The following is a 26,940-nucleotide window of genomic DNA, read 5'->3' on the forward strand; positions in this document are numbered from 1 at the left end:
TTCATGACACAGGCAATAGTCGTGCGCGCGCTTGGCGGTCCCGAAGTGCTGAAGCTGGAAGAGATCGAACTGGCGCCGCCGGGACCGGGTGAAGTGCGCATCAGGCAGGCTGCGATCGGCCTGAACTTCATCGACGTCTATTTCCGTACCGGCCTTTACAAGGGTGAACTGCCTTTCATCCCCGGCAAGGAAGGGGCTGGTACGGTTACCGAATTGGGTGAAGGCGTCAGCGATTTCTCCGTCGGCGACCGCGTCGCCTATGCGACGGCCGATAGCGCCTATGCGGCGGAGCGCAACATCGACACGAAGCATCTCGTCAAGGTGCCGGCCGAAATCTCGCTTGATACGGCAGCTGCGATGATGCTGAAGGGCATGACGGCGCAGTACCTGCTGCTGCAGACGTTCCCCGTCAAGCCGGGCATGACGATCCTGTTTCACGCCGCCGCCGGCGGCGTCGGCCTCATCGCCGGCCAGTGGGCCAAGGCACTGGGTGCCACCGTGATCGGCACCGCGGGCTCGAAGGAGAAGATCGAGCTGGCGCTGGCGCACGGCTACGACCACGTGATCGATTACACGAAGGAAGACTTCGCCGCCCGCGTGCTGGAACTGACCGATGGTAAGAAATGCGACGTCGTCTATGATTCTGTCGGCAAGGACACGTTCCAGAAATCGCTGGACTGCCTGAAGCGCCGCGGGATGTTCGTCAGTTTCGGCAACGCGTCCGGCCCGGTCGAGGCGTTCAACCTGGGCCTTCTCGCGCAGAAGGGTTCGCTGTATGCGACGCGCCCGACGCTGTTCCAGTACGTTGCCACCCGCGCCGAACTCGATGCGTGTGCAAACTCGCTCTTTGATGTTGTGCGCAGCAACAAAGTGCGTATCAATATAAATCAGACTTATCCGTTGGCGGAGGCGGGGCGCGCCCACTCGGATCTGGAAGCAAGAAAAACAAGCGGAGCGACGCTGCTCATTCCCTGAGCATAACGGGGAGGCGGCGAGAAGAGAGGGGCATAGTGTCAGTCGCTGGAGCGTCCGCGGAGAGGCCGTTGCTGGCTGTCCGCAACCTCACGAAGCTGTTCGGCACGTTCGCTGCATGCAACGGCATCGACCTGGATATCCAGCCTGGCGAGATTCATGCTCTGCTTGGCGAGAACGGCGCCGGTAAATCGACGCTTGTCAAGATGCTGTTCGGCGTGCTTGCGCCCACCAGCGGCCAGATCTCCTGGCGCGGCGAGGCGGTGTCCATTGCAAGTCCGAGTGCGGCCCGAAAGCTCGGCATCGGCATGGTCTTTCAGCACTTCTCGCTGTTCGAGGCGTTGACGGTCGCCGAAAACATAGCGCTTTCGCTGGACGGGACGATACCGCTGGCGCGCGTGGCCGAGCGGGCGGCGGAATTGTCGCGTGCCTATGGTCTGCCGCTCGATCCGAAGGCGCATGTCGCCGATCTCTCCGTCGGCGAGCGCCAGCGCATCGAAATCGTCCGCGCGCTCCTGCAGAACCCGCAGCTCATCATCCTCGACGAGCCCACCTCCGTGCTGACGCCGCAGGAAGCGGATCGTCTGTTCGAGACGCTGTTCAAGCTGCGCGCGGAGGGACGATCGGTCCTCTACATCAGCCACCGGCTGGAGGAGGTCCAGCGTATCTGCGACCGCGCCACCGTACTGCGTCACGGCAAGGTCACCGGTGCCTGCGATCCGAAGAAAGAGACCGCCGCTTCGCTTGCCCGCATGATGGTCGGCGCCGACGTGCCGCATGTCAGCGCCGCCGGAACGAACACCAAGGGCGACGTACTGCTCGAGGCGCGCCATCTCGACGTGCCGGCGCGCACCCCGTTCGCCGTGTCACTGAAGGACGTCTCGCTCAAGGTGCATGCCGGCGAGGTGCTGGCGATCGCCGGCGTGGCCGGCAACGGGCAGGGCGAACTGTTCGACGCGCTTTCCGGGGAATATGCCGTCGCCGACCCGAACGCGGTGCTGATACGACAGCGTCCGGTCGGCCAGCAGGGCATCACCGCGCGTCGCCTTCTCGGCGCCGGCTTCGTTCCCGAAGAGCGCCACGGACATGCCGCCGTCACCGGCATGTCGCTCTCCGACAATCTCGTGCTCGCGCGCAACCAGTCGGACCGCAAGGCCTTTCTCGGCGGCGGCGTGCTCGGCGTTATCAAATACGTTGCCGTGCGGCTCGCCTCCCGCCGCATCTCCGAGGCGATGGACGTGCGCAAGAGCGGCGACGATCCGACGGCGGGGTCGCTCTCCGGTGGCAACCTGCAGAAATATATCGTCGGCCGCGAACTGGACCGCCAGCCTGCCGTCCTCATCGTCAACCAGCCGACCTGGGGTGTCGATGCCGGTGCCGCAAGCCGCATCCGCCAGGCGTTGGTGGATCTCGCGAAAAGCGGTTCGGCCGTGCTCGTCATCAGCCAGGATCTCGACGAGATCTTCGAGGTCGCGACCGAGGTCGCCGTCATCAGCGAGGGACGGCTGTCCGACATTTACCCGGCAATTGCGCTGTCGCGCGAGAAGATCGGCCTGCTGATGGGCGGCCTGCAAGGGCAGCCGGAAGCTTTGACGGAGGCCGCGCATGCGCATTGAACTTGAAAAGCGGCCCCAGGCATCGGTGCTCTATGCCGTGCTTTCGCCCTTCATCGCGCTCGTTCTGACCGTGATCGCCGGCGGCATCATGTTCTGGCTGCTCGGCAAGGATCCCGTCAGTGCGCTCTACAGCTTCTTCGTCGAGCCGCTGCTGGACGTCTGGTCGCTGCACGAGATTGCCATCAAGGCGGCGCCGCTGATCCTGATCGGCGTCGGGCTGTCGATCTGCTATCGTTCCAACAACTGGAACATCGGCGCCGAGGGCCAGTTCATCATGGGTGCCATCGCCGGCTCCATCGTCCCGGTCGTGTTCCATGAATGGCATTCGCCGCTTGTGCTGCCGTTGATGCTGATTTTCGGGATGGTCGGCGGCGCGCTCTATGCGGCCATTCCGGCCTTTCTGAAGGCGAACCTGAACACCAACGAAATCCTGTCCAGTTTGATGCTGGTCTATGTCGCCCAGTTCTTCCTCGACTGGATCGTGCGTGGCCCCTGGCGCAGCCCCGAGGGCTACAATTTCCCGGTGACGCGCAATTTTACGCCTGAAGCCATTCTCCCGGAAATCCTCGATTCCGGCCGGACCAATCTCGGCTTCGTCTTTGCGATCGTCGCCGCACTGCTGATCTGGTTCATGATGCGCTACACGCTGAAGGGCTTCGAGATCACCGTGCTTGGCCAGTCGGAGCGGGCGGGGCGTTTCGCCGGCTTCTCCTCTCGCCGGATGATCTGGTTTTCGATGCTCCTGTCGGGCGCGCTCGCGGGCCTTGCCGGCATTTCCGAAGTCAGCGGCAACATCAACAAGTTGCAGCCGATCATCTCGCCGGGCTACGGCTTCACCGCCATCATCGTCGCCTTCCTCGGGCGGCTGAATCCTCTGGGGATCATCGCCGCGGGCCTGTTTCTGGCGCTGACCTATGTTGGCGGCGAGGCCGTGCAACTGACGCTGACGGTGTCCGACAAGGTGACCCGCGTGTTCCAGGGGCTGCTGCTGTTCTTCGTGCTCTCCTGCGATACGCTGATCCTCTACAAGATCCGGCTCGTCTTTCCCGGGCGGACCGCGGCGGTCGGACAGGGGGCTGTACAGGGCGCCGTACAGGGCGGGGCTGAGTAAATGGGTATCATCGAAGCGATCCTTCTGACCGTCGTCACCGCCGCCACGCCGCTGGTGCTCGCCGCAATCGGGGAACTCGTCACCGAGCGCGCCGGCGTGCTCAATCTCGGCGTCGAGGGCATGATGATCATGGGCGCGGTGCTGGCCTTCGCGGCGACGCAGGCGACCGGCTCGCCCTATGTCGGCATTCTTGCCGGCATCGGCGGCGGCGCGCTCTTCTCGCTCCTGTTCGGCTTCCTCACGCTGACGCTGGTGGCAAACCAGGTGGCGACGGGGCTTGCGCTCACCATCCTCGGCCTCGGCATTTCCGGCCAGATCGGCGAGGCCTATGTCGGCATGTCCGGCACCAAGCTGCCGCCGATCGCCATTCCCGGACTGTCGGAAATCCCTTATCTCGGGCCGCTGCTTTTCAAGCAGGACCTGATCTTCTATATCTCGATCGCGCTGGTGATCGGGGTCAACTGGTTCCTGTTCAGGAGCCGCGCCGGCCTCAAGATCCGCGCGATCGGCGACAACCACGCCTCGGCCCACGCGCTCGGCATCGGGGTTATCCGGACGCGCTATCTGGCCGTGCTGTTCGGGGGCGCCTGCGCGGGGCTCGCCGGTGCGCAGCTCTCGCTCGTCTACACGCCGCAATGGGTGGAGAACATGTCGGCCGGTCGCGGCTGGATCGCGCTCGCGCTCGTCGTCTTCGCCTCCTGGCGGCCGTGGCGGGTGCTGGCCGGCGGCTACCTGTTCGGCGCCGTCTCCATCAGCCAGTTGCATGCCCAGGCGCTCGGCCTCGGCATTCCCTCCCAGTTCCTGTCCGCGCTTCCTTACATCGCGACTGTTGTCGTCCTCGTTCTGATATCGCACAATCGGCGAATGACGTTGATCAACACGCCAGCATCGCTCGGCAAGCCTTTCGTGCCGGACCGGTGAAGAAGAAGCGATGGGAAAAACAAGTCTCAACCTACAGGGGTCAAAATGAAAAAACTGCTACTCGCACTCGCCACCTCGGCCGCGGTTCTCGGCTTTGCCGCTTCCGCAAGCGCCCAGGACAAGACCAAGATCTGCTTCATCTATGTCGGCTCCAAGACCGACGGCGGCTGGACGCAGGCCCATGACATCGGCCGCCAGGCGCTGCAGGCCGAGTTCGGCGACAAGATCGAGACGCCGTTCCTCGAAAGCGTACCGGAAGGCCCGGATGCCGAACGCGCCATCGAGCGCATGGCCCGTTCCGGCTGCGCGCTGGTCTTCACCACCTCGTTCGGATTCATGGACGCCACCATCAAGGTCGCCGAAAAGTTCCCCGACGTGAAGTTCGAGCATGCCACCGGCTTCAAGTCCGCTCCGAACGTCGCCACCTACAACTCGCGCTTCTATGAAGGCCGTTACATCCAGGGCCAGATCGCCGCGAAGATGTCGCAGAAGGGCGTTGCCGGCTACATCGCGTCCTTCCCGATTCCGGAAGTGGTGATGGGCATCAACGCCTTCGTCCACGGCGCGCAGTCGGTGAACCCTGACTTCAAGGTCAAGGTGATCTGGGCCAACACCTGGTTCGACCCCGGCAAGGAAGCCGATGCCGCCAAGGCGCTGATCGACCAGGGCGTCGACATCCTGACGCAGCACACCGACACGACCGCGCCGATGCAGGTCGCCGCCGAACGCGGCATCAAGGCCTTCGGCCAGGCCTCCGACATGATCAAGGCCGGTCCGGAAACGCAGCTGACGGCGATCGTCGATACCTGGGGCGCCTACTACATCAAGCGCACCAAGGAACTGCTCGACGGCACCTGGAAGTCCGAGCAGGTCTGGGACGGCCTGAAGGACGGCATCCTGACCATGGCGCCGTACACCAACATGCCCGACGACGTGAAGAAGATGGCTGAAGACACCGAGGCGAAGATTCGCTCCGGCGAACTGCATCCCTTCACCGGCCCGATCAAGAAGCAGGACGGGTCCGAATGGCTGAAGGACGGCGAGAAGCCGGAAGACGGCGTTCTGCTCGGCATGAACTTCTACATCGCCGGCGTTGACGACAAGCTGCCGCAGTAACTGGCCCATGCGGTGCCTGTGCACTGCAACGCCCTGGAATAGTTGAGAAAAAGACCCCGTAGGCCATTGGCGTCCGGGGTCTTTTCGTATGTACGCATGGGGTTGCTGCATTGCAAAATAATCGCGCTGGAATTGTGCCGTGCGAATTTTGCTCCGGGGCGGAAAATTGAGTTTACAATAGTATTACAATATGATTTTTACTTGCTTCAGCTGCTGAGGAGCAGCCTTGTTTGGGAGGACATCATGACATTGAAGACCGCACTCGCGAGTGCCACGATTTTGGCTGCCTGCATGTTCGGTTCGGCATCCGCCGCCGATATGACCGTCGGATTTTCACAGATCGGCTCGGAATCCGGCTGGCGCGCGGCGGAGACCACGCTGACGAAACAGCAGGCGGAAAGCCGTGGCATCGACCTGAAATTCGCCGACGCACAGCAGAAGCAGGAAAACCAGATCAAGGCGATCCGCTCCTTCATCGCGCAGGGCGTCGACGCCATTCTCGTCGCTCCCGTCGTGGCGACCGGGTGGGACGACGTGCTGACTGAGGCCAAGGATGCGGAAATCCCCGTCGTCCTGCTTGACCGCACCGTCGATGCGTCGGAAGACCTCTATCTGACCGCCGTGACGTCGGATCTCGTCCATGAGGGCAATGTGGCCGGCAAGTGGCTGGTCGATACCGTTGCCGGCAAGCCCTGCAACGTCGTCGAGCTTCAGGGAACGACCGGCTCCTCGCCGGCGATCGACCGCAAGAAGGGCTTCGAACAGGCGCTCAGCGGCAATGATAACCTGAAGATCGTCCGAAGCCAGACCGGCGACTTCACCCGTACCAAGGGCAAGGAAGTGATGGAGAGCTTCCTGAAGGCCGAAAACGGCGGCAAGGACATCTGCGCGCTTTACGCCCATAATGACGACATGGCCGTGGGCGCCATCCAGGCGATCAAGGAAGCCGGCCTCAAGCCTGGCACCGATATCCTCGTCGTTTCCATCGACGCCGTTCCGGATATCTTCCAGGCCATGGCAGCTGGCGAGGCCAATGCCACGGTAGAACTGACGCCGAACATGGCAGGTCCCGCCTTCGACGCGCTCGCCGCCTACAAGAAGGACGGCACCGTGCCGCCCAAGTGGATCCAGACGGAATCGAAGCTCTATACCCAGAAGGACGATCCGATGAAGGTCTACGAGGAGAAGAAGGGCCTCGGTTACTGATCTCTCCCAGCTCTCGCCGCCGCGCGAATGCGGCGGCAGGACATTCTCGTTGATGGCTGGCGCGTCGGCATTTGCCGCGTGTCGGGCAACGATCGGTTCGGGCAGGGACAATGCAAGGCAACGACGACATCATTCTGTCAGCAACGGGGATCGAAAAGGTCTTTCCCGGCGCGAAGGCCCTCAACAACGTCAATTTCCAGCTACGACGCGGCGAGGTTCATGCGCTGCTCGGAGAGAATGGCGCGGGCAAATCCACACTGGTCAAGTGCATCACCGGCGCATACAGGCGCGATGGCGGCAAGCTCGTCCTCGACGGTGCCGATATTGATCCGCGCGACACCTTCGAGGCACAGCGGCTCGGCATCGGCACGGTCTATCAGGAGGTCAATCTCCTGCCGAACCTCACGGTCGCCGAGAACCTGTTCCTCGGGCGCCAGCCCAGACGCTTCGGTCTTGTCGATGCGGCCGAGATGAACCGGCGGGCGAAGGCGCTTCTTTCCGGCTACGCGCTCGATATCGATGTCAGGGCGGAACTCTCCAGTTGCTCGGTCGCCGTGCAGCAGGTCGTTGCGATTGCCCGCGCCGTCGATCTGTCCGGCAAGGTGCTGATCCTGGACGAGCCGACCGCCAGCCTCGACGCCCATGAGGTCGAGATGCTGTTTGCGATCGTCCGCAGGCTGAAAAGCCAGGGGCTTGGCGTCATCTTCATCACCCATTTCCTTGAGCAGGTCTATGCGATCTGCGACCGCATAACGGTGTTGCGCAACGGGCAACTGGTCGGCACGCGCGATGCGGCAGCATTGCCGCGACGCGAACTGATCGCCATGATGCTCGGACGCGAACTCGGCGAAGAGATCAAGCAGGCGGGGAACGCACAGGCCGCCGAAGGGGCGGTGCGTTATCGTTTCCGTGGCTACGGCCGCAAGGGACACATCGAGCCGTTCGATCTGGAGGTGCGCAAGGGCGAGGTGGTCGGCATCGCCGGCCTGCTCGGGTCGGGACGCACCGAGACCGCTGAGATCCTCTTCGGCGCCCAGAAGGCCGACAGCGGCACGGCCGAGGTGGATGGAAAGTCCGTCGAGATATCGTCTCCCCGCACCGCCATCCGCCACCGGTTCGGCTTCTGCCCGGAGGACCGCAAGACCGACGGCATCATCGGCGATCTCTCGGTGCGCGAGAACATCGTGCTGGCCCTTCAGGCCCGTCGCGGCTGGGCGCGGCCGATACCGAGGGCCGAGCAGGATCGGCTTGCCGACCGCTACATTACCGCCCTCGACATCCGCACCTCCGATCGCGAAAAGCCCATCCGGCTGCTTTCCGGCGGCAACCAGCAGAAGGCAATCCTTGCGCGCTGGCTGGCCACCAATCCGGAATTTCTCATCCTCGACGAACCGACGCGCGGCATCGATGTCGGCGCGCACGCCGAGATCATCCGCCTCATCGAAAGTCTTTGTGAACAGGGCATGTCGCTGATCGTCATTTCATCCGAACTGGACGAACTGGTCGCCTATAGCCGGCGCGTCATCGTGTTGCGCGATCGCGCGCATGTGTCCGAACTCGTCGGCGAGGAAGTCACCACGTCGCATATCGTCGAGGCGATTGCGGTCGCCGACAAGCACGAGGCCGGGCAATGAACGCGCTGAAGTCGCACCTCCTGCGGTTGGCTCCGCAGATCGTCGTTCTGATCGCGGTCGTCCTGCTGATTTCGCTGGCGTTTCCCGATTTTCTCACGCTGCAGATGCAGAACGGCCGTATCTACGGCAGTCTCATCGACGTTCTCAACCGCGGTGCACCCGTGGCGCTGCTTGCGATCGGCATGACGATCGTGATCGCCACGCGGGGTATCGATCTGTCGGTCGGCGCGGTGATGGCGATCTGCGGCGCAGTTGCCGCCGCCTCCATCACGTCCGGCCATTCACTGGTCTACACATTGGCGCTTGCGCTCGCCGTCGGGATGCTCTGCGGCCTGTGGAACGGCATTCTCGTCGCCGTGCTGGATATCCAGCCGATCATCGCCACGCTGGTGCTGATGGTGGCGGGCCGAGGCATCGCCCAATTGATCACCGAAGGCGCCATCCTCACATTCAATCACCCCGGCCTGATCTTCATCGGCAGTGGTTCGTTCCTCGGCCTGCCGATGCCGGTGGTGATCTGGCTTGCCTTCGGCGTCGCCATCACGCTGCTCGTACGGCGGACGGCGCTCGGCATGCTGGTCGAGGCGCTCGGCATCAATCGCCGCGCCAGCACGCTTTCCGGCGTTTCCACCGGGGTGCTGCTGATTGCCGCCTATATCCTGAGCGGGCTGTGCGCCGCGATCGCCGGCGTCATCGCCGCAGCCGACATCAAGGGGGCCGACGCCAACAATGCCGGCCTCTGGCTGGAGCTGGACGCGATTCTGGCGGTCGTGGTCGGCGGCAACTCGTTGCTCGGCGGTCGCTTCAGCATCGCCGCCTCGCTGCTCGGCGCCATGATCATCCAGGCGATCAACACCGGCATCCTTCTCTCCGGCTTCCCGCCTGAGTTCAACCTGATCATCAAGGCGGCGATCATCGTTCTGATCCTCGTCGTCCAGTCCCCGCGCGTTCGCGACCTGTCCGCATGGTTTGGTCGTTCCGGTTCCCGCGAGGCGGCAGTCAAGCAGGAGGCGAAATGAACCCGCGCTATGTTCCGCTGGCCGCGACGGTCGCCATCTTCCTTGCCGCCTACGCGCTCTGCTTCCTGCAGTACCCGAACATGCTGTCGACGCGCGTCATAGGCAACCTGCTCACTGACAATGCCTTTCTCGGCATTGCCGCCGTCGGCATGACGTTCGTCATCCTGTCCGGCGGGATCGACCTTTCGATCGGTTCCGTCATTGCCTTCACCGGTGTCTTCATTGCCGTCGTGCTGGAGAACACCGGCCTGCATCCGCTCGTCGTCTTCATGCTTGCGCTCGGGATTGCGACCCTGTTCGGCGGCGTGATGGGGGCGATCATCCACCATCTCGAGATGCCGCCCTTCATCGTGACGCTGGCGGGAATGTTCCTGGCGCGCGGGATGGCCTTCGTGCTGTCGATCGATTCCGTGCCGATCAAGCACCCGTTCTATGCCGTCATGAAGGGGTTCTACTATCGTCTGCCGGGCGGGGGGCGGATCACGCTCATCGGCGGGCTGATGCTGCTCGTCTTCGTGCTCGGCATCCTGATCGCGCACCGCACGCGCTTTGGCGCCAATGTCTATGCGCTCGGCGGCGGCGTGCAGACAGCCCGCCTGATGGGGGTGCCGGTCGCGCGGACGACCATCGAGATCTATGCCCTTTCCGGCTTCCTTGCCGGGCTTTCGGGAATCGTCTTCTCGCTCTATACGTCAGCCGGCTACTCGCTGTCTGCGGTCGGGGTCGAACTCGATGCGATTGCAGCGGTGGTCATTGGGGGGACCCTTCTGACGGGCGGTTCCGGCTTCGTGGGGGGGACCCTGATCGGCATCCTCATCATGGGCCTGATCCAGACCTACATCACGTTCGACGGCTCGCTTTCCAGTTGGTGGACGAAGATACTGATCGGCCTGCTGCTGTTCGGGTTCATCCTGTTGCAGAAGGGCTTTCTTTATCTGTCGAAGAACAAGAGGCGTTTCGCCTGACGAGTTGACGTTTCCGGCGCGAGCCGATCATAGGCCATGGCGGCATGCGATGCAGCCAGGGCCCGGTAAGGATAGGACAGCTTCGATTGCGCAAGGGTCTGCTTGAAACCGTCATCACCGGCGCCAACACGCGCACCAGCCACGCACAGGTGGTCAACGAACTTGGCCGCGCCATTGTCGCGGGCGAGTTTCCCGTGGGCACGACGCTGCCGGGCGACGCCGAACTGGCGGTCCGCTTCAAGGTGTCGCGGACGGTACTGCGTGAAGCGATGAAGACGCTTGCGGCCAAGGGGCTGGTCGTGCCCCGGGCCCGCATCGGGACGCGCGTGACGCCGCGGGCGCAGTGGAACCTGTTTGATACCGACATCCTCACCTGGCAGCTCGTGAAGGGGGTGGACGAGGCGTTCCTGCTCGACCTCAGTGAGGTGCGCCTGGCGTTCGAGCCGCATGCGGCCATTCTTGCCGCGCGCTATGCGACCGATGCCGACATCAGCCACATGATGCGCCTCGCTGTCGCCATGGGCGACCCGGAGCATACGGCCGAAACGCTGGCGATGGCCGATCTGAAATTCCATCTCAGCGTGCTCGACGCCTCGCGCAATCCGTTCTTCCGCACGATCGGCAGTCTGATCGAGGCCGCCCTGGTCGGCGTGTTCCGGCTGAGCTCGCCCGCGCGCGACCGAAGCAAGATCGACGACGTTGCCGCGTCCCATATCCGCATCGTCGAGGAAATCCGCCGGCGCGACGAGGAGGGCGCGCGTCGCGCGATGGAGAACGTCATCCGCGTCGGCCGCGAGCGTGTTGTGGATGCGCTCGGCGAAAACCGGCGCGCTTAAAGCAGATCGCGCAAGAACGTGGCTCGGTTTTGCGTATCCAGATACGTACAATCAAAGAGGTGAAGCGTGCGAACAGCGCGCAGCCACTTTATAGTCGAGATGAGAGAACTGAGCCCGTTTTTGGCGCAGATTGTAGAGACGGACTCCGACGCTTCAAGCACATCCGGGCGCGATCGCTGATCGCTCAATCGTCGTTGCTGGCGTTCAGGTCCTCGGGCCGCATGCCGTCGTCGTGATGCGTGTCCAACTGGGCTTCTCCCAGCGACTGGTAGAGATTGAACAGCGCTTCGCTGGCGCGCGAGGCAAAACGGAACCATTCCGGATTTGCGGCGATGGCGGGATGATGCAGGAGATGCTGGTCGACGAGGTCGAGAACGATCGAGGCGGTATGCGTCGCCTCGTGAAAGGCCCTGGTGCCGGAGGCGTTACGCGCGATCAGCTCACCGGGGGTGGTTCGCCTGGACTGCGCCAGTTCCGCCAGCAGTTTCAGGCGCTCGTCTTCGACTTCGATATCGCTGCTCTCGATCATGACCGCAGTCTTGCATAGCGCCGTTACCCTGTCGAGTGCGGGCAGCGCTCAAAGCAGCATGTGACCGATATCGACGCAGATCGCCAGCATCATGCCGATACTCGTCAGGGCAAGTCCGATCGCAAAGCGCCGGTTGCCGCTCGCAAAGACGCTCGCCTTCAGGGAATCCCGCTGCAGGAGTCGCCAAAGCGCGGACGCCGGAAAGACGATGCCACCGGCGATGAGGGCAAGCGTCGGCAGATCGGTGACCTGCCAGTCGTTCGGATTGTTCGTCCAGGTGTTGAGGAAGCCGAGAGAGAAGGCGAGCACGATGCCGAATACGGTCAGGTTGCCGTTCCGGAACAGTACATCGACGCTCGTCTCGTCGTCAGGATGCTCGCTTTTGTCCATACGCATCCCAGATCGTTGTCGTAGGATCGGTTTTGCCAGGCGTATCGAATGTGGCAGGCACGTAATTGCCAGCGCTCCGAACCCGCATGTTTCCTTTGCGCGATTAAATCGTCAAGGCCTGTCGTACGCGCCAGCGCCAGCCTGGAGGATTTGGTCGCGACGGATCGCTGCAGGTCGGGCAGGCGGCCTAGAAAGGCGGCGTCACCTCGTCGTGATGTTGAGGCCGATGGTGGTCGCGCTGCCGCCGCATGAGATAGGCAAGGATCAGGCCGAGAGCGGCCGATCCCACAACGACGGCAAACAATGCAAGAAAGTTTTCCATCCCGTATTCCTCCCCGACGGACAATAGCATGTCTCGGGGAACGACGGAAAGCGGATGCAGGTTCCGCTCTTCGGGCGAGGATGCCGCCTTCTACACCGCGTGCAGGACGTGCGTCGCCTTGACCGCGGCGGAAGCGCGGTTCTCGACGCCGAGCTTCACATAGATCTGCTCGAGATGTTTGGTCACGGTGCGTGCGCTCAGGCCCAGAATTTCCCCGATGTCCCGGTTTGCCTTGCCCTTGGCGATCCACAGGAGCACTTCGGATTCGCGCTGCGTGAGTGAAAAATGCTGGCGGAGAATCTCGTCGTCGCGGAGCCTGCTCTCGGTGCTGAGCCGGAACAGGTATTCGTCGGGGCCGATCGAGCCGAGATAGGCGAGCTGCAGGTTCGACTGGCCGGTCTGGTGGATGGTGAAGCTGCCGTCGCCTGCAATCGCATCGCGTTCCTTCATCCATCGGCCAATATCTGCGCTGACGGCCTCCAGCCCGTCGTCCGTGCCCGTCGCGGCATTCACGAGGCGGGTGGCCTGCGGGGTCGACCAGCGAACCTTGCCGTCGGCGCGCACCGCCAGCAGATGGCGGCCGGCCGCATCCAGCGCGACGCGGGCACTCTGCGCGGATCGTGCGTTGGTGAGGTGGACGCGAATGCGTGCGCGCAGCTCGTCGATATTGATCGGTTTGGTCAGGTAGTCGACGCCGCCGGCCTCGAGCGCGCGGACGACGTGCTCCGTCTCCGTCAGCCCGGTCATGAAGACGACCGGCGTCTGGCTGACGGCGGGGTTGGCCTTGAGGCGCTGGCAGGTCTCGAAACCGTCCATGCCCGGCATGACGGCATCGAGAAGAATGATATCGGGCGTGATGCGGTCGACGATCCCGAGGGCGAAGGCGCCGGAGGTTGCGATCAGCACGGAAAAGCCGGACTGCTCCAGCGCTTCGGTCAGAAAGCCGAGCGCCTCGGGGGAATCGTCCACGAGCAGCACGATGTCGCGCGGTGCGGGTGTCTCAGTCACGCGGGCCGATCCTCTCTTCGCCGGTATTCTTCAGGAAGGCGTCATACCCCGAAAGATCGAAGGCGCGAACATAATCACGCAAGGCGTCGGCAAAGGGCCTGTGCTCCGGCTCGCTCGCAATCTCCGCGAGCTTGGCCTCAATACCCCTGACATAGCCGATCTCTCCGAGCCTGATCAGTTCGGCAACATGGGACGGGGCTGGACGGATGATCCGTTGAAGCGAACTGGGCGCGGGCGTCTTTGTGCTTTCGACGGAATAGGTCCAGTCCAGCTTCAGGTGCAGCGCCAGCTTGTCATAGAGCTGCCCGAGGGCGAAGGGCTTGGCGAGGGTGTCGTCATGACCGCCCGCCGGCCCCTGGGTGGAGCCGTCGCCGATATTGGCGGAAAGCATGACGATCGGTGCCGCTTGCCCGGCTTCCCGCAGTCGGACGACCAGTTCCCAGCCACTCATGCCGGGCATAGAGATGTCGATCAGGAAGAGATCCGGCCTGATCGCTTCCACGAGCGACAGGCACTCGCCGCCATCGCGGGCGGAAAGCAGGTTGAAGCCGATGGGCTCCAGCGCCTCGCGCATCAGCTGGCGGTGATCCTCGTTGTCATCAACGACAAGCACGCTGCGGCGCGGTCCGCCATAGCCCAGGATCTTGCGTGCCGGCTCGACCAGCGGCTGCGGGCGGGAGACTGCGGAGAGCATCAGGCGCACCCGGAACGTCGTTCCCCGGTCTCTGGCGCTCGTGACCGAGATTTCGCCGCCCAGCGTCTGGGTCAGGAGGCGGGTGATCGTCAGGCCCAGCCCGAGGCCGGGCATGCGGCCCAGATGCTCTGCTTCGCCCCGCTGGAACGGGTCGAAGATGCGCGGCAGGTCTTTCTCCGCGATGCCACGTCCGGTGTCCTCGATGGTGAAGGTCGCGACCTGGCTGCGATAGGCGACGTCGAGACGGATGTGGCCGCTGTCGGTAAATTTCAGCGCGTTCGAGACGAGGTTGACGAGGATCTGCCGCAGCCGCTTTTCGTCGGTGCGCACGAACTTTGGCAGGGAGGGGCTGCGGACATGCTCGAAGGCGACGCCCTTCGCCTGCGCCTGTGGCCGGAACATGTCGACGATCTGGTCGAGGAAATCGTGGATGTTGATCTCGTTCGAATAGACCTGCAGCTTGCCGGCCTCGATCTTCGAAATGTCGAGCAGGCCGTCGATCAGCCCGGAGAGGTGCTCGGCGCTGCGCCGGATCACCTTGATCGCCGACTGGCGCGGTGCGGGGATGCTGTCGTCGCGTTCCAGCACCTGCGCATAGCCGAGAACGGCATTCAGCGGCGTGCGCAATTCGTGGCTGAGGCCCACGACGTAGCGGCTCTTGGCGCGGTTTGCGGCCTCGGCGGCCTCCTTGGCGTCCTGAAGCGCTGCGTCGGTCTTCTTGTGGGCCGCGATCTCCTTCAGCAGTAGCGTGTTCTGGCGCGAGGATTCCTCCTCCGCGACCACCCTGCTGTCGTGGGCGAGCACGTAGAACCAACAGGCGACGCCGGCGACCACGGCAAAAACGAAGAAGACGATCGCGACGGTCTGCTCCACCACCGTCGCCGTCTCCGGCGAAGCGCTGCCGGCCTGGTGCGCGATCATGGCAAGAATGACGCCGATGCAGGCAATCGAGAGGACCGCCGACATCGCGTAGCGGCCGAGCCGCGTCGTCAGCTTGGCGATGACGGGTTCGGGCAGGACGGAGCGCGCCACGAAGGCGGCCTGCGCGTGGAAGCGTGCCTTCGGCTTGCACATGTCGTGGCAGCGGCTGTCCAGCGAGCAGCAGAGCGAGCAGATCGGTGCGGCATAGGCGGGACACCAGGCCATGTCCTCCGGCTCGAACGGATGTTCGCAGATCTCGCAGGTGATTGTGCTTTCGAGGTGCCAGTTCCGCCGCGGCTTGCGGGCGAGGTAGTATTTGCCGTCCGTCCACCAAGCGATCAGCGGCGAGGCGACGAAGGCTGCCAAGGCGGCGATATAGGGGGCGAGGGAGGCAGCGATATCGCCAAACGCGCCGAAATGGGCGACAAGCGCGATGGTCGCGGAGAACACCATCGCGCCGAGCCCCACGGGATTGATGTCATAGAGGTGGGCGCGCTTGAACTCGATGCCGGGCGGCGACAGGCCAAGCGGCTTGTTGACGAAAAGATCGGCCGAGATCGTGCACAGCCACGCCATGGCGACGATGGAGAAGATGCCGAGTGTTTCCTCCAGCAGCCGGTAGATGCCGAGTTCCATCAAAAGCAACGCGATCGCCACGTTGAAGACGAGCCAGATGACGCGGCCGGGGTGGCTGTGCGTCAGCCGCGAGAAGAAGTTCGACCACGCCAGCGAGCCGGCATAGGCGTTCATCACGTTGATCTTCAACTGCGACACGACCACGAAGGCGACCATCAGCAGCATCGCCGCGGTCTCCGACGGGATCATGTAGCCGAAGGCGGTGTAGTACATCTGCGCCGGATCGGCTGCCTGCGTGGAGGGCACACCGGCATTGAGGGCCAGCACGACCAGGAACGATCCCGCAATCAGCTTCGGCGCGCCGACGACGACCCAGCCGGAGCCCGCAAGAAAGACGGCGATGCGGTGACGGAGCTTGCGCTGGCCGTCCGGCGGCAGGAAGCGCAGGAAGTCGACCTGTTCGCCGATCTGCGCCATCAGCGCGAAGATGACGGCCGAGGCCGCTCCGAACTCGACGAGATGAAAGGGCGCGATCGTTCCGGGCGGCCCGGAGGCGTGATGGATGCCCGCATAGGCGAGCCACTCGCCGAAGCTGTCCCAGTCGGCGAAGGCAATGAAGACGAACGGCAGGATGTTCAGCACGATCCAGAAGGGCTGGGTCACGAGCTGAAACTTCGAAATCAGCCGCACGCCGTAGGTGACGAGCGGGATGACGGCCACCGCGCTGATGATGTAGCCGATCCACAGGGGAATGCCGAGCGCCAGTTCGAGCGCCCCTGACATGATCGACGCCTCGATCGCAAAGAGGATGAAGGTGAAGCTCGCATAGATTAGCGACGTGATCGTGGAGCCTATGTAGCCGAAGCTGGCGCCGCGGGTCAGAAGATCGATGTCTACACCATGGCGAATGGCATAGCGGCTGATCGGCAGGCCCACCACCAGGATCAGGAGGCTGGCGACAAGGATCGCGGCAATGGCGTTGGTCGTCCCGTAGGACATGGTGATCGCCCCGCCGATCGCCTCCAGCGCCAGGAAGGAGATGGCGCCGATCGCCGTCTGCGATATGCGCTCTGACGAAAATCGGCGGGCACTCTTGGCAGTGAAGCGCAGCGCATAGTCTTCGAGGGTCTGGTCGGCGACCCATCGATTGTACTGTCGGCGAACCGGAATGATGCGCTGGCGTGCTGTCATGCCTAAAAAATGGCGCCCCTGATCAATTGAACAATCCGCAGGCATCTTTGCCAGAATGCGCCGCTTGGCAAGGGGCAATGCGTGTCAGATCGAACTTGCATACATTTCGTCAGTAAGCCAGCGTTCCAGCGCGACGGCATCCGCGCGGCTGGCAAGATGCTTCGCCACCCACAGCACGATCCGGCGCGGTCCGGGCGTGAAGCCGAACGGTGCCACGAGACGGCCCGATGAAAGCTGCTCCATCACCAGCATTTTCGGCACGACCGCCATGCCGAGGCCGCAGGCCGCCGCCTGGATGAGAAGATAGAAATGGTCGAAGCTCGTGCGTGGCTGCAGCGACAGATGATCCAGCCCGCAAACGGTCTGCCAGTCCGCCCAGGCTTCAGGCCTCGTGCGCGTCGCCAGGAGAGAAGCCCCCTCCAGTTTTTGGGGGGAGACGTCCCGCAACTGCTCCAGATACTCCGGCGCGCAGACCGGGCCGATGTTCTCCACCCCGAGTTGTCGGATGACGGCGTCTTGTGGCGGATCGATGATGCTCGAGCGGATCGCCATGCCGATCTTGTCGCGCGCGAAGTCGACACGGTTGTAGTTCATGTTGAACTGCAGTTCGATCTGGGGGTGCTTGTCGTGGAAATTGCTGATCCTGGGGATAATCCAGCCCATCATGATCGACGACGAACATGACAGCGTCAGCGGCTCGGGGCGAACGCGCTCCACGCTTTCCTGGATCAGCTTGAATGCGCTTGCCAGCCCCTCGGCCAGCCGCGCGCCTTCCGGTGTGGGTTCCGTCGCCCGTGCGTTCTTGACGAGAAGCTTGACGCCGAGCGTTTCCTCCAGCGATTTGACCTGCCGGCTCACCGCTCCATGCGTGACGAAAAGTTCATTGGCCGCGAGCGTCATCGACCTGTGGCGGACGGCCGCTTCGAAGGCACGCAGGGCGTTCAGTGAGGGGAGGGCTGCCATGCTCGGTTCTTTCGTGTGAGTTTTTCTCACGCGACTAGCAGATTTAATCGATTGCCGAAACCTTGGAAATTTACATAAGCCGACCGTGGAGGCACGCGTCGCAAGACAATTCGGAGGAGCAAGAAGCTCGCCTGGCGTCGCGAGCCGTCATGTTTCATCGATGCGTGAGGAGGAGGTTTCATGACGCCTGATACGCAGACTACCGAGGTCGAACGTTCGGCCATTCGCAAGGTGACCGTAAGGCTGGTGCCTTTCATCGCCCTGATGTTCTTCATCAACTTCCTCGACCGGACGGCGATCTCGTTTGCCGGCCCGAACGGGATGACCGAAGATCTGGGCATGACCGCAGCCCAGTTCGGCTTCGCTGCCGGTATCTTCTTCTTCGGCTATATCATTCTCGAAGTACCGAGCAATCTGGCGCTTCACAAATACGGCGCGCGCCGCTGGCTGGCCCGCATCATGGTGACCTGGGGTATCGTCGCGATCCTCTTCACCTGGGTCAGCACGATCCCGCAGCTCTACGTCCTGCGCTTCCTGCTCGGCGTCGCCGAAGCGGGCTTCTTCCCGGGGGCGATCCTGTTCCTCAGCTCATGGGTTCCGCAGCGCCACCGCAGCACGGTGCTCGCGTTCTTCTACCTGGCGCAGCCGCTCACCATCGTCGTCGGCGCGCCGCTGGCCGCCTCGCTGATCCAGGCGCACGGCATGTTCGGCCTCGAAGGTTGGCGCATCATGTTCTTCGGCGTCGCTCTTCCCGCGATCATCGTCGGCATCGTCAGTTGGTTCTACCTGACCGACAAGCCGGCAGACGCGAAGTGGCTGACCGCTGAAGAAAAGGCATGGCTGACCGGCGAACTGGCCCGTGAAGACACGGCCAAGGCAACCGCGCATGGCAAGATGACCGGCCTGGCGTTGACCGATCGTCGCGTCTGGCTGTTGTCGGCGCTGTATTTCGGCCTGATCTACGGCCTCTATGCGATCGCCTTCTTCCTTCCCACCATCATCTCGGGTTTCGAGGAGAAGTTCGGCACCAAGTTCGACGTCTTCGACAAGGGCCTGATCACCGCCATCCCGTATCTGCCCGCAGCCGTATCGATCTACCTCTGGAGCAAGTTTGCCGCCAGGAAGGGCGTGAAGGGCTGGCACGTCGGGTTGCCCGCCATCATCGGCGCGATCAGCATTCCGCTTGCGCTGTTCATGGGGTCGCCCGAAACGACGATCCTCATGATCACGATCACCGCCTGCGCGATCTTCTCGGCGCTGCCGAATTTCTGGACCATTCCCTCGCGCTTCCTCACCGGCCCGGCCGCGGCCGCCGGCATCGCGCTGATCAACACCATCGGCAACGTGGCGGGCTTCGCTGCTCCCTACATCACCGGCGTGCTCAAGGACACGACGGGGCTGTACCAGCTGCCGATGTTCGTGGTCGGCGCCTTCATGCTGCTGGCTGGCGTCCTTGCCTTTTCCGTGGACTGGAAGGACCGGGCGTCGACGCCGCAGCTGCGCACGCACTGAGGCAGTCCAGGTCTTTCTGAATTTCGAGGCCGGCGTCACTGACGCCGGCCTTTCCGTTTGCGGTATTCGAGGTTTTTGCGGCCCCGTTGCGCACTCTTCCCCTCCATCTACGACAAATGACGTATGTGCACTGCAGCGCGAACACCCGATGATCGTTTAAGCAACGGTTAAGAGACAAAACCGTCCCGTTGCCCTTACGAACTAGAGGGGTTCACCGACATGAATATCAAGGCACGCCTGACCGGCGCATTTCTTGCTGCCGTTCTCTCGACCACGGCGCTCAATGGCGCATTCGCGGCCGATGACACGATCAAGGTCGGCATTCTGCACTCGCTGTCCGGCACCATGGCGATCTCGGAAACGACGCTGAAGGACGCCATGCTGATGCTCATCGACGAGCAGAACAAGAAGGGCGGCCTGCTCGGCAAGAAGCTGGAGGCCGTCGTCGTCGATCCGGCCTCCGACTGGCCGCTCTTCGCCGAGAAGGCGCGAGAGCTGATCTCCGTCAACGACGTCTCGGCCGTGTTCGGCTGCTGGACGTCCGTTTCGCGCAAGTCCGTGCTTCCGGTCTTCGAAGAACTCAACTCGATCCTGTTCTATCCCGTCCAGTACGAAGGCGAGGAAAGCCAGCGCAACGTCTTCTACACGGGCGCTGCCCCGAACCAGCAGGCGATCCCGGCCGTCGACTATCTGATGGAGAACGAGGAAGTCGAGCGCTGGGTTCTCGCCGGCACTGACTACGTCTATCCGCGTACCACCAACAAGATTCTCGAGGCCTATCTGATTTCCAAGGGTGTTGCGCCCGAGGACATCATGATCAACTACACGCCGTTCGGCCATTCCGACTGGCAGACGATCGTCTCCGACATCAAGAAGTTCGGCGCGGCCGGCAAGAAGACCGCCGTCGTCTCCACCATCAACGGCGATGCCAACGTGCCCTTCTACAAGGAGCTCGGCAACCAGGGCGTCAAGGCCGAGGACATCCCGGTCGTCGCCTTCTCGGTCGGTGAAGAGGAACTCGCCGGTCTGGATACTGCACCGCTCGTCGGCCATCTCGCCGCCTGGAACTACTTCCAGTCCGTCGACAACCCGGCCAACGCCGAATTCATCAAGACCTGGAAGGCCTACACGAAGAACGACAAGCGCGTGACCAACGACCCGATGGAAGCGCATTATATCGGCTTCAACATGTGGCTGAAGGCGGTCGAGAAGGCCGGCACCACCGACACCGACGCCGTGCTCGACGCGATGATCGGCGTCTCGGTGCCGAACCTGTCGGGCGGCTACTCGACCATGATGCCGAACCACCACATCACCAAGCCGGTGCTGATCGGCGAGATCCAGGCCGACGGCCAGTTCGAGACCGTCTGGGAGACCCCCGGCCTCGTGGTCGGCGACGAATGGTCCGACTACCTGCCGGATTCGAAGGACCTGATCTCCGACTGGCGCGCCCCGATGTCGTGCGGCAACTTCAACGTCGCCACCGGCAAGTGCGGCGGCAAGGGTTCCTGACACGCAAGGTTCGATCGGACGGCCATGAAGGTTCGCCTTCGTGGCCGGCCGGAAGCATCCCGCCATCTCCGGTGGCGGGATGCTTCCGAAATCTGGATGCGCATGCCGAGGGCCAACACGGCCTGAACCGGCCCGGCGAGGATAAACCCATGTTGACGCGGCTAGCCTATCGATCGCTCCAGTCCCTGCTGGTGACGTTTTGCCTCCTCATTACCGTATTTGCGACCGACCTCCGCGCCGAGGACGACTTGCGGGCGATGATCAATGCGCTGGGCGAGGGGAATTTCTCGCAGACCGCGAAACAGGTCGAGGCGCTGGCAAAGACCGGCGACCCGAAGATCGTTCCCGCGCTCGAGGCGCTTGCCGCGGGCGACCTCTATCAGCGCAAGTCCGACAAGCAGGTCTTCCTGACGAAATCGTCCGGCGGCACTCTCATTCTCATCGATCCCCTAAGCGGCGAGGAGGCCGGCACGGAGGCGTCCGGCGCGCTTGCAAAGATCAAGGTCAACAACAGCCTGCGCCGCGTCGTTCGCTCCGCCCTCGGCGGCCTGACGCTGATGAGCCCGGATGCGGGCACCCGCCTTCAGGCCGCGCAAACCTTGCTGCGCACCCCTTCGGCGGACGCGCTCGAACCGGTCGAGACGGCGCTAGCGGCCGAGACCGACGCCCGCGTGAAGTTGGTACTGGAGCGCGCGCGCGCTGCAGCCCTCTTGGTTTTGGACCGGCCGGACGACGAGAAGAAGGCCGCAATCGAAATCATTGGCAATGCCGGCGGCCAGGATTCGCTGTCGCTGCTGAGTGCGGCCCTTGCCTCTGCCGACGACACGCTGAAACCCGATATCGAGGCCGCCATCTCGGACATCCAGGACCGCCAGGCCTTGTGGGCCGCCGGCCAGAACGTCTGGTACGGCCTGTCGCTTGGCTCCGTCCTGCTGCTCGCCGCGATCGGGCTTGCCATCACATTCGGCGTCATGGGCATCATCAACATGGCCCACGGCGAGATGGTGATGCTCGGCGCCTACACCACCTTCGTGGTCCAGGAGATCATCCGCAACTCCTATCCGTGGCTGTTTGACTGGTCGCTGGCGATCGCCCTGCCGCTCGCCTTCCTCGTCACCGGCGCGGTCGGCCTTGCGATCGAGCGCGGCGTCATCCGCTTCCTCTACGGCCGTCCGCTCGAGACGCTGCTGGCCACCTGGGGCATCTCGCTTATCCTCCAGCAGGCTGTCCGCACCATCTTCGGCCCGACCAACCGCGAGGTCGGCAATCCGTCGTGGATGTCCGGCGCCTTCGAGCTCGGCGGCCTGACGATTACCTGGAACCGGCTCTGGATCATCGTCTTTTCGCTCGCTGTCTTCGCGGCCCTGCTGTTCCTCCTGAAGAAGACGCCGATGGGCCTGCAGATGCGGGCGGTAACGCAGAACCGCCGCATGGCCTCCTCCATGGGCATTAGGACACCCTGGGTCGACGCGCTGACCTTCGCGCTCGGCTCCGGCATCGCCGGCATCGCCGGCGTCGCGCTCTCGCAGATCGACAACGTCTCGCCGAACCTCGGCCAGGGCTACATCATCGACAGCTTCATGGTCGTGGTCTTCGGTGGCGTCGGCAATCTGTGGGGCACGCTCGTCGGCGCCTTCACGCTTGGCATCCTCAACAAGTTCCTCGAACCCTATGCGGGCGCCGTCCTCGGCAAGATCCTCGTTCTCGTGCTGATCATCCTCTTCATCCAGAAGCGGCCGCGCGGGCTGTTCGCACTCAAGGGCAGGGCGGTGGAAGCATGATCACCTCGTTTCTCCTCAAATCCTTCGACCGCACGATCGTCATAGCCGTCGCCATCATTCTCGGGCTCGCGCTGATTGTGCCGGCGCTGAACCTGCTGACCGCGCCCGATCATCCGTTGCACGTGCCGACCTACCTGGTCTCGCTGTTCGGAAAGTACCTGACCTACGCGCTGCTGGCGCTGGCGCTCGACCTCGTCTGGGGCTTCTGCGGCATCCTTTCGCTGGGGCACGCCGCCTTCTTCGCGCTCGGCGGCTATGCCATGGGCATGTACCTGATGCGCCAGATCGGCGCGCGCGGCTCCTACGGCAATCCGCTGCTGCCGGACTTCATGGTCTTCCTCAACTGGAAGGAACTGCCCTGGTTCTGGTACGGCTTCGACATGTTCTGGTTTGCGGCCCTGATGGTTGTGCTGGTGCCGGGCCTGCTCGCCTTCGTCTTCGGCTGGTTCGCCTTCCGCTCCCGCGTCAACGGCGTCTACCTGTCGATCATCACCCAGGCGATGACGTTCGCGCTGCTGCTCGCCTTCTTCCGCAACGACATGGGCTTCGGCGGCAACAACGGCCTGACCGACTTCAAGGACATCCTCGGCTTCAACATCCAGGCCCAAGGCACCCGCGCGGCCCTGTTTGCGGCGTCCGCCGTGGCGCTGGCACTCTCGCTGATCCTGACGTCAGGGATGGTCCGCTCCAAATACGGCAAGATCCTCGTCGGCGTGCGCGACGCCGAAAGCCGCACCCGCTTCCTCGGCTACCGCGTCGAGCACTTCAAGCTGTTCGCCTTCACTGTGTCTGCGATGATGGCGGGCGTGGCCGGCGCGCTTTACGTGCCGCAGGTCGGCATCATCAATCCCGGCGAGTTCGAGCCCGGCAACTCGATCGAAGTCGTGATCTGGACGGCGGTCGGCGGCCGCGGCACGCTGATCGGCCCGATCATCGGCGCCATCCTCGTCAATGGCGGCAAAAGCATCTTCACCGCCGCCTTCCCGGAATTCTGGCTGTTCGCGCTCGGCGGGCTATTCGTCCTCGTCACCCTGTTCCTGCCGAAGGGCATCGTCGGCACGGTGCAGGCATGGCGGGCGAAGCGGAAGGAATATCGCAAGGCCGCCGAAGACGAGGCGGCGAGGGGCCAGGCCGTGGCCGAGCCGGTAGCGGCGGAGTGAGGATGATGAACGAGAAGAAACCGACCAGCCTGCTTTATCTCGACGGCGTCTCCGTCTCCTTCGACGGCTTCAAGGCGCTGAATTCGCTGTCCTTCGTCATCGAGCCCGGAGAACTGCGCGCCATCATCGGCCCGAACGGCGCCGGCAAGACGACGATGATGGACATCATCACCGGCAAGACCCGGCCCGACTCGGGCGAAGTCTTCTTCAAGGGCGACATCGACCTGACCAGGCGCGACGAGGCGGAGATCGCCCAGCTCGGCATCGGCCGGAAGTTCCAGAAGCCGACGGTGTTCGAGAGCCACACCGTCTGGGACAATCTCGAACTGGCCCTGAACCGCAAGCGCGGCGTCTTCGCCACCCTGTTCTACCGCATGACGCTGGAGGACAACGCCCGCATCGAGGAGATCCTTTCGACGGTGCGGCTTTCGAACCGCCGCAACGACTTCGCCGCCAGCCTTAGCCACGGCCAGAAGCAGTGGTTGGAGATCGGGATGCTGCTGGCGCAGGAGCCGGAGTTGCTTCTCGTCGACGAGCCTGTCGCCGGCATGACCGATGCCGAGACGGCCGAGACCGCGATCCTTTTGAAGGAGATCGCCAAGACGCGTTCGGTCGTCGTCGTCGAGCACGACATGGGCTTCATCCGCGATCTTGGCGTCAAGGTGACGTGCCTGGCGGAGGGCTCGGTTCTGGCGGAAGGCTCGATCGACTTCGTCAGCGCCGATCAGAAGGTGATCGAGAACTATCTGGGGCGGTGAGGGTTCCGACGGGTGCAATGTGCCCCTCACCCTAACCCTCTCCCCGCAAGCGGGGAGAGGGGACGCGATCCCAGGTGGGGCGGAGCGGCATGTTCCTTCTCCCCGCTTGCGGGGAGAAGGTGGCGGCAGCCGGATGAGGGGCAAAGGAACGATGAGAAGAGAATTGCCATGCTGACAGTCGAAAAAGCCAATCTCCACTACGGCGCCGCGCAGGCGCTGCGCGGCATCTCGCTTTCGGCCGAGATGGGGAAGATCACCTGCGTGCTTGGCCGCAACGGCGTCGGCAAGTCGAGCCTGTTGCGGGCAGTGACCGGCCAGCATCCGTTGTCGTCAGGCAGCGTCAGCTTCAACGGCGTCGCGCTGAACGGCTTGGCGCCCTACAGCCGCGCCAAGCAGGGGATCGGCTACGTGCCGCAGGGGCGCGAGATCTTCCCGCTTTTGACGGTGAAGGAAAATCTCGAGAGCGGCTATGCGCCGCTGAAACGGGCGGAGCGCTCCATTCCCGACGACATCTTCAGCCTGTTTCCGGTGCTGCAGACCATGCTCGGCCGCCGCGGCGGCGACCTTTCTGGCGGCCAGCAGCAGCAACTGGCAATCGGCCGGGCACTGGTGACGCGGCCGAAGATCCTGGTGCTGGACGAGCCGACCGAAGGCATCCAGCCTTCGATCATCAAGGATATCGGCCGGGCGATCAAATACCTGCGTGATTCCACCGGCATGGCGATCCTGCTTGTGGAACAGTATCTTGACTTCTGCCGGGAGCTTGCCGATCACGTCTACATCATGGATCGTGGCGAGATCGTGCACGAGGGCCCGGCCGAAACGCTGGATACGCCCGAGGCGCGGCGGCATCTGACGGTGTGATTGAAGCGGCGGCGACGTCCGGCGCGCCAAGCCGATTGCTTTGCCGCTGAGGATGCCGTGGATCGGGCCGAATTCAGAATGCCAAGCGAAAGGCAGACGTGAACACGCAAGCAATCACCGCCGCTGAAGCCATCGGTCGACCGCAGCGCGCCCGTGGCGTGGGCCGGCTGAAGGCCAAGGCCCGGGACGGACGGACGCGCCTCGATACCTTCTATCAGGAAGGCTGCGCCAAGATCCGGCTGCCCGAGACCTTCGACGCCGGCATGGAGGCCGTGCTGATCAACACATCGGGCGGGCTCACCGGCGGCGACGTCGTCGACTGGTCCTTCGAGGCCGGCGAAGGCACGCGCCTGACGCTCACCACCCAGGCCTGCGAGAAGATCTACAAGGCTAGCAACGGCACGGCCACGGTCTCGACCGGGATCACCGTTGGTGCCGGCGCACGGGCGGACTGGCTGCCGCAGGAGACCATTCTGTTCGACAACGCCTCGTTGACGCGCAGCCTGGACGTCGATCTGCACAGGGATGCGGAATTTCTCGCGGTGGAGGCGGTGCTGTTCGGCCGCAAGGCGATGGGCGAGACGATGATGGCAGGCCTCTTTCGGGATCGCTGGCGCATTCGCCGTGAGGGACGGCTCGTTCACGCCGAGGAAGCGCATTTCGGCCGTAGCGTCGCCGATCTTGCGGCGCAGCCGGCGGTGCTTTCCGGCTGCAGCGCCTTTGCCACGATTGTCTATTGCGGCCCTCAGGCCGACGCCTTGCTTGCCCCGGTGCGTGTGTTGCTGGGCGACGCGATGGCCGGCGCAAGTCATTGGCAGGACAAGCTGGTCGCCCGCGTCAGCGCCGTCGATGGCTTCGCCTTGCGAAAAATTCTCATCCCTGTCATTTCGCACTTGCGCAACGGCGCGAGCCTGCCGAAAGTCTGGACACTCTAGAGCGTGTGGCGATGCTTCGGATTCGCTTTCTCGCTCTAGTTCTATGATTTCACGCATGTCTTTGGCGCAGAACCGCTACAAGCTTTTGCGCAACATGCTCCAGTTGCAACGGAAGAGCCTTCCATGAACCTGACACCTCGCGAAAAAGACAAGCTCCTGATCGCCATGGCGGCTATCGTCGCCCGACGGCGGCTGGAGCGCGGCGTCAAGCTGAACCATCCCGAGGCGATCGCGCTGATCACTGACTTCGTGGTCGAAGGCGCGCGCGACGGCCGCTCCGTCGCCGACCTTATGGAGGCCGGCGCCCATGTCGTCACGCGCGACCAGGTGATGGACGGGATCGCCGAGATGATCCACGATATCCAGGTCGAGGCGACCTTTCCGGATGGCACCAAGCTTGTGACCGTCCACGAACCGATCCGGTAAGC

At 63.5% G+C, this 26,940-nt stretch carries 24 protein-coding genes; 18 read left to right on the forward strand and 6 right to left on the reverse strand.

All coding sequences use genetic code 11. The annotated features are described in order from the left end of the window. Nucleotides 1–3: 3 nt before the first annotated feature. The 10 genes from HV823_RS04985 (at nucleotide 4) to HV823_RS05030 (ending at nucleotide 11,396) form a co-directional block, all read left to right on the forward strand. Complete coding sequence (locus tag HV823_RS04985; protein ID WP_176948611.1) at nucleotides 4–975, forward strand: quinone oxidoreductase family protein; 972 nt, start codon at nucleotides 4–6, stop codon at nucleotides 973–975. A gap of 35 nt (nucleotides 976–1,010) precedes the next feature. Next, nucleotides 1,011–2,588, forward strand: coding sequence for an ATP-binding cassette domain-containing protein (locus HV823_RS04990; protein WP_176948612.1), 1,578 nt, complete (start codon nucleotides 1,011–1,013; stop codon nucleotides 2,586–2,588). Next, nucleotides 2,578–3,699, forward strand: a complete 1,122-nt coding sequence (locus HV823_RS04995) for an ABC transporter permease (RefSeq protein WP_176948613.1) — start codon at nucleotides 2,578–2,580, stop codon at nucleotides 3,697–3,699. Before HV823_RS04990 ends, HV823_RS04995 begins: the two co-directional genes overlap by 11 nt. Beyond that, nucleotides 3,700–4,620, forward strand: a complete 921-nt coding sequence (locus HV823_RS05000; RefSeq protein WP_176948614.1) for an ABC transporter permease — start codon at nucleotides 3,700–3,702, stop codon at nucleotides 4,618–4,620. A 45-nt stretch (nucleotides 4,621–4,665) separates the two neighbouring features. Beyond that, nucleotides 4,666–5,736: a BMP family ABC transporter substrate-binding protein gene (locus tag HV823_RS05005; RefSeq protein WP_097141708.1), complete on the forward strand. Its 1,071-nt coding sequence runs from the start codon at nucleotides 4,666–4,668 to the stop codon at nucleotides 5,734–5,736. A gap of 243 nt (nucleotides 5,737–5,979) precedes the next feature. Beyond that, nucleotides 5,980–6,942, forward strand: a complete 963-nt coding sequence (gene ytfQ, locus HV823_RS05010) for a galactofuranose ABC transporter, galactofuranose-binding protein YtfQ (protein ID WP_176948615.1) — start codon at nucleotides 5,980–5,982, stop codon at nucleotides 6,940–6,942. Nucleotides 6,943–7,052: 110 nt separating this feature from the next. Next, complete coding sequence (gene ytfR / locus HV823_RS05015) at nucleotides 7,053–8,576, forward strand: galactofuranose ABC transporter, ATP-binding protein YtfR (RefSeq protein ID WP_176948616.1); 1,524 nt, start codon at nucleotides 7,053–7,055, stop codon at nucleotides 8,574–8,576. Further along, nucleotides 8,573–9,595 (forward strand): ABC transporter permease, encoded by a 1,023-nt coding sequence (locus tag HV823_RS05020; RefSeq protein ID WP_176948617.1) that lies wholly within the window; start codon nucleotides 8,573–8,575, stop codon nucleotides 9,593–9,595. The genes ytfR and HV823_RS05020 overlap by 4 nt, the downstream gene beginning before the upstream one ends. Beyond that, nucleotides 9,592–10,560 carry a galactofuranose ABC transporter, permease protein YjfF gene (gene yjfF / locus HV823_RS05025; RefSeq protein WP_176948618.1) on the forward strand — a complete coding sequence of 323 codons (969 nt, stop codon included), beginning with the start codon at nucleotides 9,592–9,594 and terminating at the stop codon, nucleotides 10,558–10,560. Before HV823_RS05020 ends, yjfF begins: the two co-directional genes overlap by 4 nt. A gap of 86 nt (nucleotides 10,561–10,646) precedes the next feature. Next, a complete protein-coding gene (locus tag HV823_RS05030) occupies nucleotides 10,647–11,396 on the forward strand; it encodes a FadR/GntR family transcriptional regulator (protein WP_246300900.1) in 750 nt (249 codons plus the stop codon). A 184-nt stretch (nucleotides 11,397–11,580) separates the two neighbouring features. Here HV823_RS05030 and HV823_RS05035 read toward each other — a convergent pair whose 3' ends face one another. The 6 genes from HV823_RS05035 to HV823_RS05055 all read right to left on the reverse strand — a co-directional run bounded on the left by HV823_RS05035 (nucleotide 11,581) and on the right by HV823_RS05055 (nucleotide 17,990). Then, nucleotides 11,581–11,925 carry a hypothetical protein gene (locus tag HV823_RS05035; RefSeq protein ID WP_176948620.1) on the reverse strand — a complete coding sequence of 115 codons (345 nt, stop codon included), beginning with the start codon at nucleotides 11,923–11,925 and terminating at the stop codon, nucleotides 11,581–11,583. Between the two features lie 48 nt (nucleotides 11,926–11,973). Further along, nucleotides 11,974–12,321 carry a hypothetical protein gene (locus HV823_RS05040; RefSeq protein ID WP_246300902.1) on the reverse strand — a complete coding sequence of 116 codons (348 nt, stop codon included), beginning with the start codon at nucleotides 12,319–12,321 and terminating at the stop codon, nucleotides 11,974–11,976. Between the two features lie 181 nt (nucleotides 12,322–12,502). Continuing rightward, a complete protein-coding gene (locus tag HV823_RS27020; protein WP_281373996.1) occupies nucleotides 12,503–12,637 on the reverse strand; it encodes a hypothetical protein in 135 nt (44 codons plus the stop codon). Between the two features lie 90 nt (nucleotides 12,638–12,727). Then, nucleotides 12,728–13,645 carry a response regulator gene (locus tag HV823_RS05045; protein ID WP_176948621.1) on the reverse strand — a complete coding sequence of 306 codons (918 nt, stop codon included), beginning with the start codon at nucleotides 13,643–13,645 and terminating at the stop codon, nucleotides 12,728–12,730. Beyond that, a complete protein-coding gene (locus HV823_RS05050) occupies nucleotides 13,638–17,027 on the reverse strand; it encodes a hybrid sensor histidine kinase/response regulator (protein WP_176948622.1) in 3,390 nt (1,129 codons plus the stop codon). The genes HV823_RS05045 and HV823_RS05050 overlap by 8 nt, the downstream gene beginning before the upstream one ends. An 84-nt stretch (nucleotides 17,028–17,111) precedes the next feature. Further along, on the reverse strand, nucleotides 17,112–17,990 hold the full coding sequence (locus HV823_RS05055) for a LysR substrate-binding domain-containing protein (RefSeq protein WP_176948623.1): 879 nt from the start codon (nucleotides 17,988–17,990) through the stop codon (nucleotides 17,112–17,114). A 180-nt stretch (nucleotides 17,991–18,170) separates the two neighbouring features. Between HV823_RS05055 and HV823_RS05060 the strand changes: the two genes are divergently transcribed. The 8 genes from HV823_RS05060 (at nucleotide 18,171) to HV823_RS05095 (ending at nucleotide 26,938) form a co-directional block, all read left to right on the forward strand. Continuing rightward, on the forward strand, nucleotides 18,171–19,502 hold the full coding sequence (locus HV823_RS05060; RefSeq protein ID WP_097141698.1) for an MFS transporter: 1,332 nt from the start codon (nucleotides 18,171–18,173) through the stop codon (nucleotides 19,500–19,502). A gap of 219 nt (nucleotides 19,503–19,721) precedes the next feature. Beyond that, nucleotides 19,722–21,014 carry an urea ABC transporter substrate-binding protein gene (gene urtA, locus HV823_RS05065; protein WP_176948624.1) on the forward strand — a complete coding sequence of 431 codons (1,293 nt, stop codon included), beginning with the start codon at nucleotides 19,722–19,724 and terminating at the stop codon, nucleotides 21,012–21,014. A gap of 149 nt (nucleotides 21,015–21,163) precedes the next feature. After that, nucleotides 21,164–22,795 (forward strand): urea ABC transporter permease subunit UrtB, encoded by a 1,632-nt coding sequence (urtB, locus tag HV823_RS05070; RefSeq protein ID WP_176948625.1) that lies wholly within the window; start codon nucleotides 21,164–21,166, stop codon nucleotides 22,793–22,795. Further along, nucleotides 22,792–23,955, forward strand: a complete 1,164-nt coding sequence (gene urtC, locus HV823_RS05075; protein WP_176948626.1) for an urea ABC transporter permease subunit UrtC — start codon at nucleotides 22,792–22,794, stop codon at nucleotides 23,953–23,955. Before urtB ends, urtC begins: the two co-directional genes overlap by 4 nt. Before the next feature lie 2 nt (nucleotides 23,956–23,957). Continuing rightward, the gene (urtD, locus tag HV823_RS05080) at nucleotides 23,958–24,713 is read left to right on the forward strand and encodes an urea ABC transporter ATP-binding protein UrtD (protein ID WP_176948627.1); all 756 of its coding nucleotides are present in this window, start codon (nucleotides 23,958–23,960) and stop codon (nucleotides 24,711–24,713) included. A gap of 168 nt (nucleotides 24,714–24,881) precedes the next feature. Beyond that, on the forward strand, nucleotides 24,882–25,577 hold the full coding sequence (urtE, locus tag HV823_RS05085) for an urea ABC transporter ATP-binding subunit UrtE (protein ID WP_176948628.1): 696 nt from the start codon (nucleotides 24,882–24,884) through the stop codon (nucleotides 25,575–25,577). 113 nt (nucleotides 25,578–25,690) lie between these two features. Beyond that, on the forward strand, nucleotides 25,691–26,512 hold the full coding sequence (locus tag HV823_RS05090; protein WP_176948697.1) for an urease accessory protein UreD: 822 nt from the start codon (nucleotides 25,691–25,693) through the stop codon (nucleotides 26,510–26,512). A gap of 123 nt (nucleotides 26,513–26,635) precedes the next feature. Further along, nucleotides 26,636–26,938, forward strand: a complete 303-nt coding sequence (locus HV823_RS05095) for an urease subunit gamma (RefSeq protein ID WP_176948629.1) — start codon at nucleotides 26,636–26,638, stop codon at nucleotides 26,936–26,938. The last annotated feature ends 2 nt before the right edge of the window (nucleotides 26,939–26,940 follow it).

The sequence above is a fragment of the Mycoplana rhizolycopersici genome, from assembly GCF_013378445.1.
Taxonomy (GTDB): domain Bacteria; phylum Pseudomonadota; class Alphaproteobacteria; order Rhizobiales; family Rhizobiaceae; genus Mycoplana; species Mycoplana rhizolycopersici.

Bases quoted from the DNA above. Each gene is read 5' to 3' on its own strand.
- HV823_RS04985 (WP_176948611.1), top strand. From the start codon at position 4: ATGACACAGGCAATAGTCGTGCGCGCGCTTGGCGGTCCCGAAGTGCTG.
- HV823_RS04995 (WP_176948613.1), top strand. From the start codon at position 2,578: ATGCGCATTGAACTTGAAAAGCGGCCCCAGGCATCGGTGCTCTATGCC.
- HV823_RS05000 (WP_176948614.1), top strand. From the start codon at position 3,700: ATGGGTATCATCGAAGCGATCCTTCTGACCGTCGTCACCGCCGCCACG.
- HV823_RS05005 (WP_097141708.1), top strand. From the start codon at position 4,666: ATGAAAAAACTGCTACTCGCACTCGCCACCTCGGCCGCGGTTCTCGGC.
- ytfQ (WP_176948615.1), top strand. From the start codon at position 5,980: ATGACATTGAAGACCGCACTCGCGAGTGCCACGATTTTGGCTGCCTGC.
- ytfR (WP_176948616.1), top strand. From the start codon at position 7,053: ATGCAAGGCAACGACGACATCATTCTGTCAGCAACGGGGATCGAAAAG.
- HV823_RS05020 (WP_176948617.1), top strand. From the start codon at position 8,573: ATGAACGCGCTGAAGTCGCACCTCCTGCGGTTGGCTCCGCAGATCGTC.
- yjfF (WP_176948618.1), top strand. From the start codon at position 9,592: ATGAACCCGCGCTATGTTCCGCTGGCCGCGACGGTCGCCATCTTCCTT.
- HV823_RS05035 (WP_176948620.1), bottom strand. From the start codon at position 11,925: ATGATCGAGAGCAGCGATATCGAAGTCGAAGACGAGCGCCTGAAACTG.
- HV823_RS05040 (WP_246300902.1), bottom strand. From the start codon at position 12,321: ATGCGTATGGACAAAAGCGAGCATCCTGACGACGAGACGAGCGTCGAT.
- HV823_RS27020 (WP_281373996.1), bottom strand. From the start codon at position 12,637: ATGGAAAACTTTCTTGCATTGTTTGCCGTCGTTGTGGGATCGGCCGCT.
- HV823_RS05050 (WP_176948622.1), bottom strand. From the start codon at position 17,027: ATGACAGCACGCCAGCGCATCATTCCGGTTCGCCGACAGTACAATCGA.
- HV823_RS05055 (WP_176948623.1), bottom strand. From the start codon at position 17,990: ATGGCAGCCCTCCCCTCACTGAACGCCCTGCGTGCCTTCGAAGCGGCC.
- HV823_RS05060 (WP_097141698.1), top strand. From the start codon at position 18,171: ATGACGCCTGATACGCAGACTACCGAGGTCGAACGTTCGGCCATTCGC.
- urtA (WP_176948624.1), top strand. From the start codon at position 19,722: ATGAATATCAAGGCACGCCTGACCGGCGCATTTCTTGCTGCCGTTCTC.
- urtB (WP_176948625.1), top strand. From the start codon at position 21,164: ATGTTGACGCGGCTAGCCTATCGATCGCTCCAGTCCCTGCTGGTGACG.
- urtC (WP_176948626.1), top strand. From the start codon at position 22,792: ATGATCACCTCGTTTCTCCTCAAATCCTTCGACCGCACGATCGTCATA.
- urtD (WP_176948627.1), top strand. From the start codon at position 23,958: ATGATGAACGAGAAGAAACCGACCAGCCTGCTTTATCTCGACGGCGTC.
- urtE (WP_176948628.1), top strand. From the start codon at position 24,882: ATGCTGACAGTCGAAAAAGCCAATCTCCACTACGGCGCCGCGCAGGCG.
- HV823_RS05095 (WP_176948629.1), top strand. From the start codon at position 26,636: ATGAACCTGACACCTCGCGAAAAAGACAAGCTCCTGATCGCCATGGCG.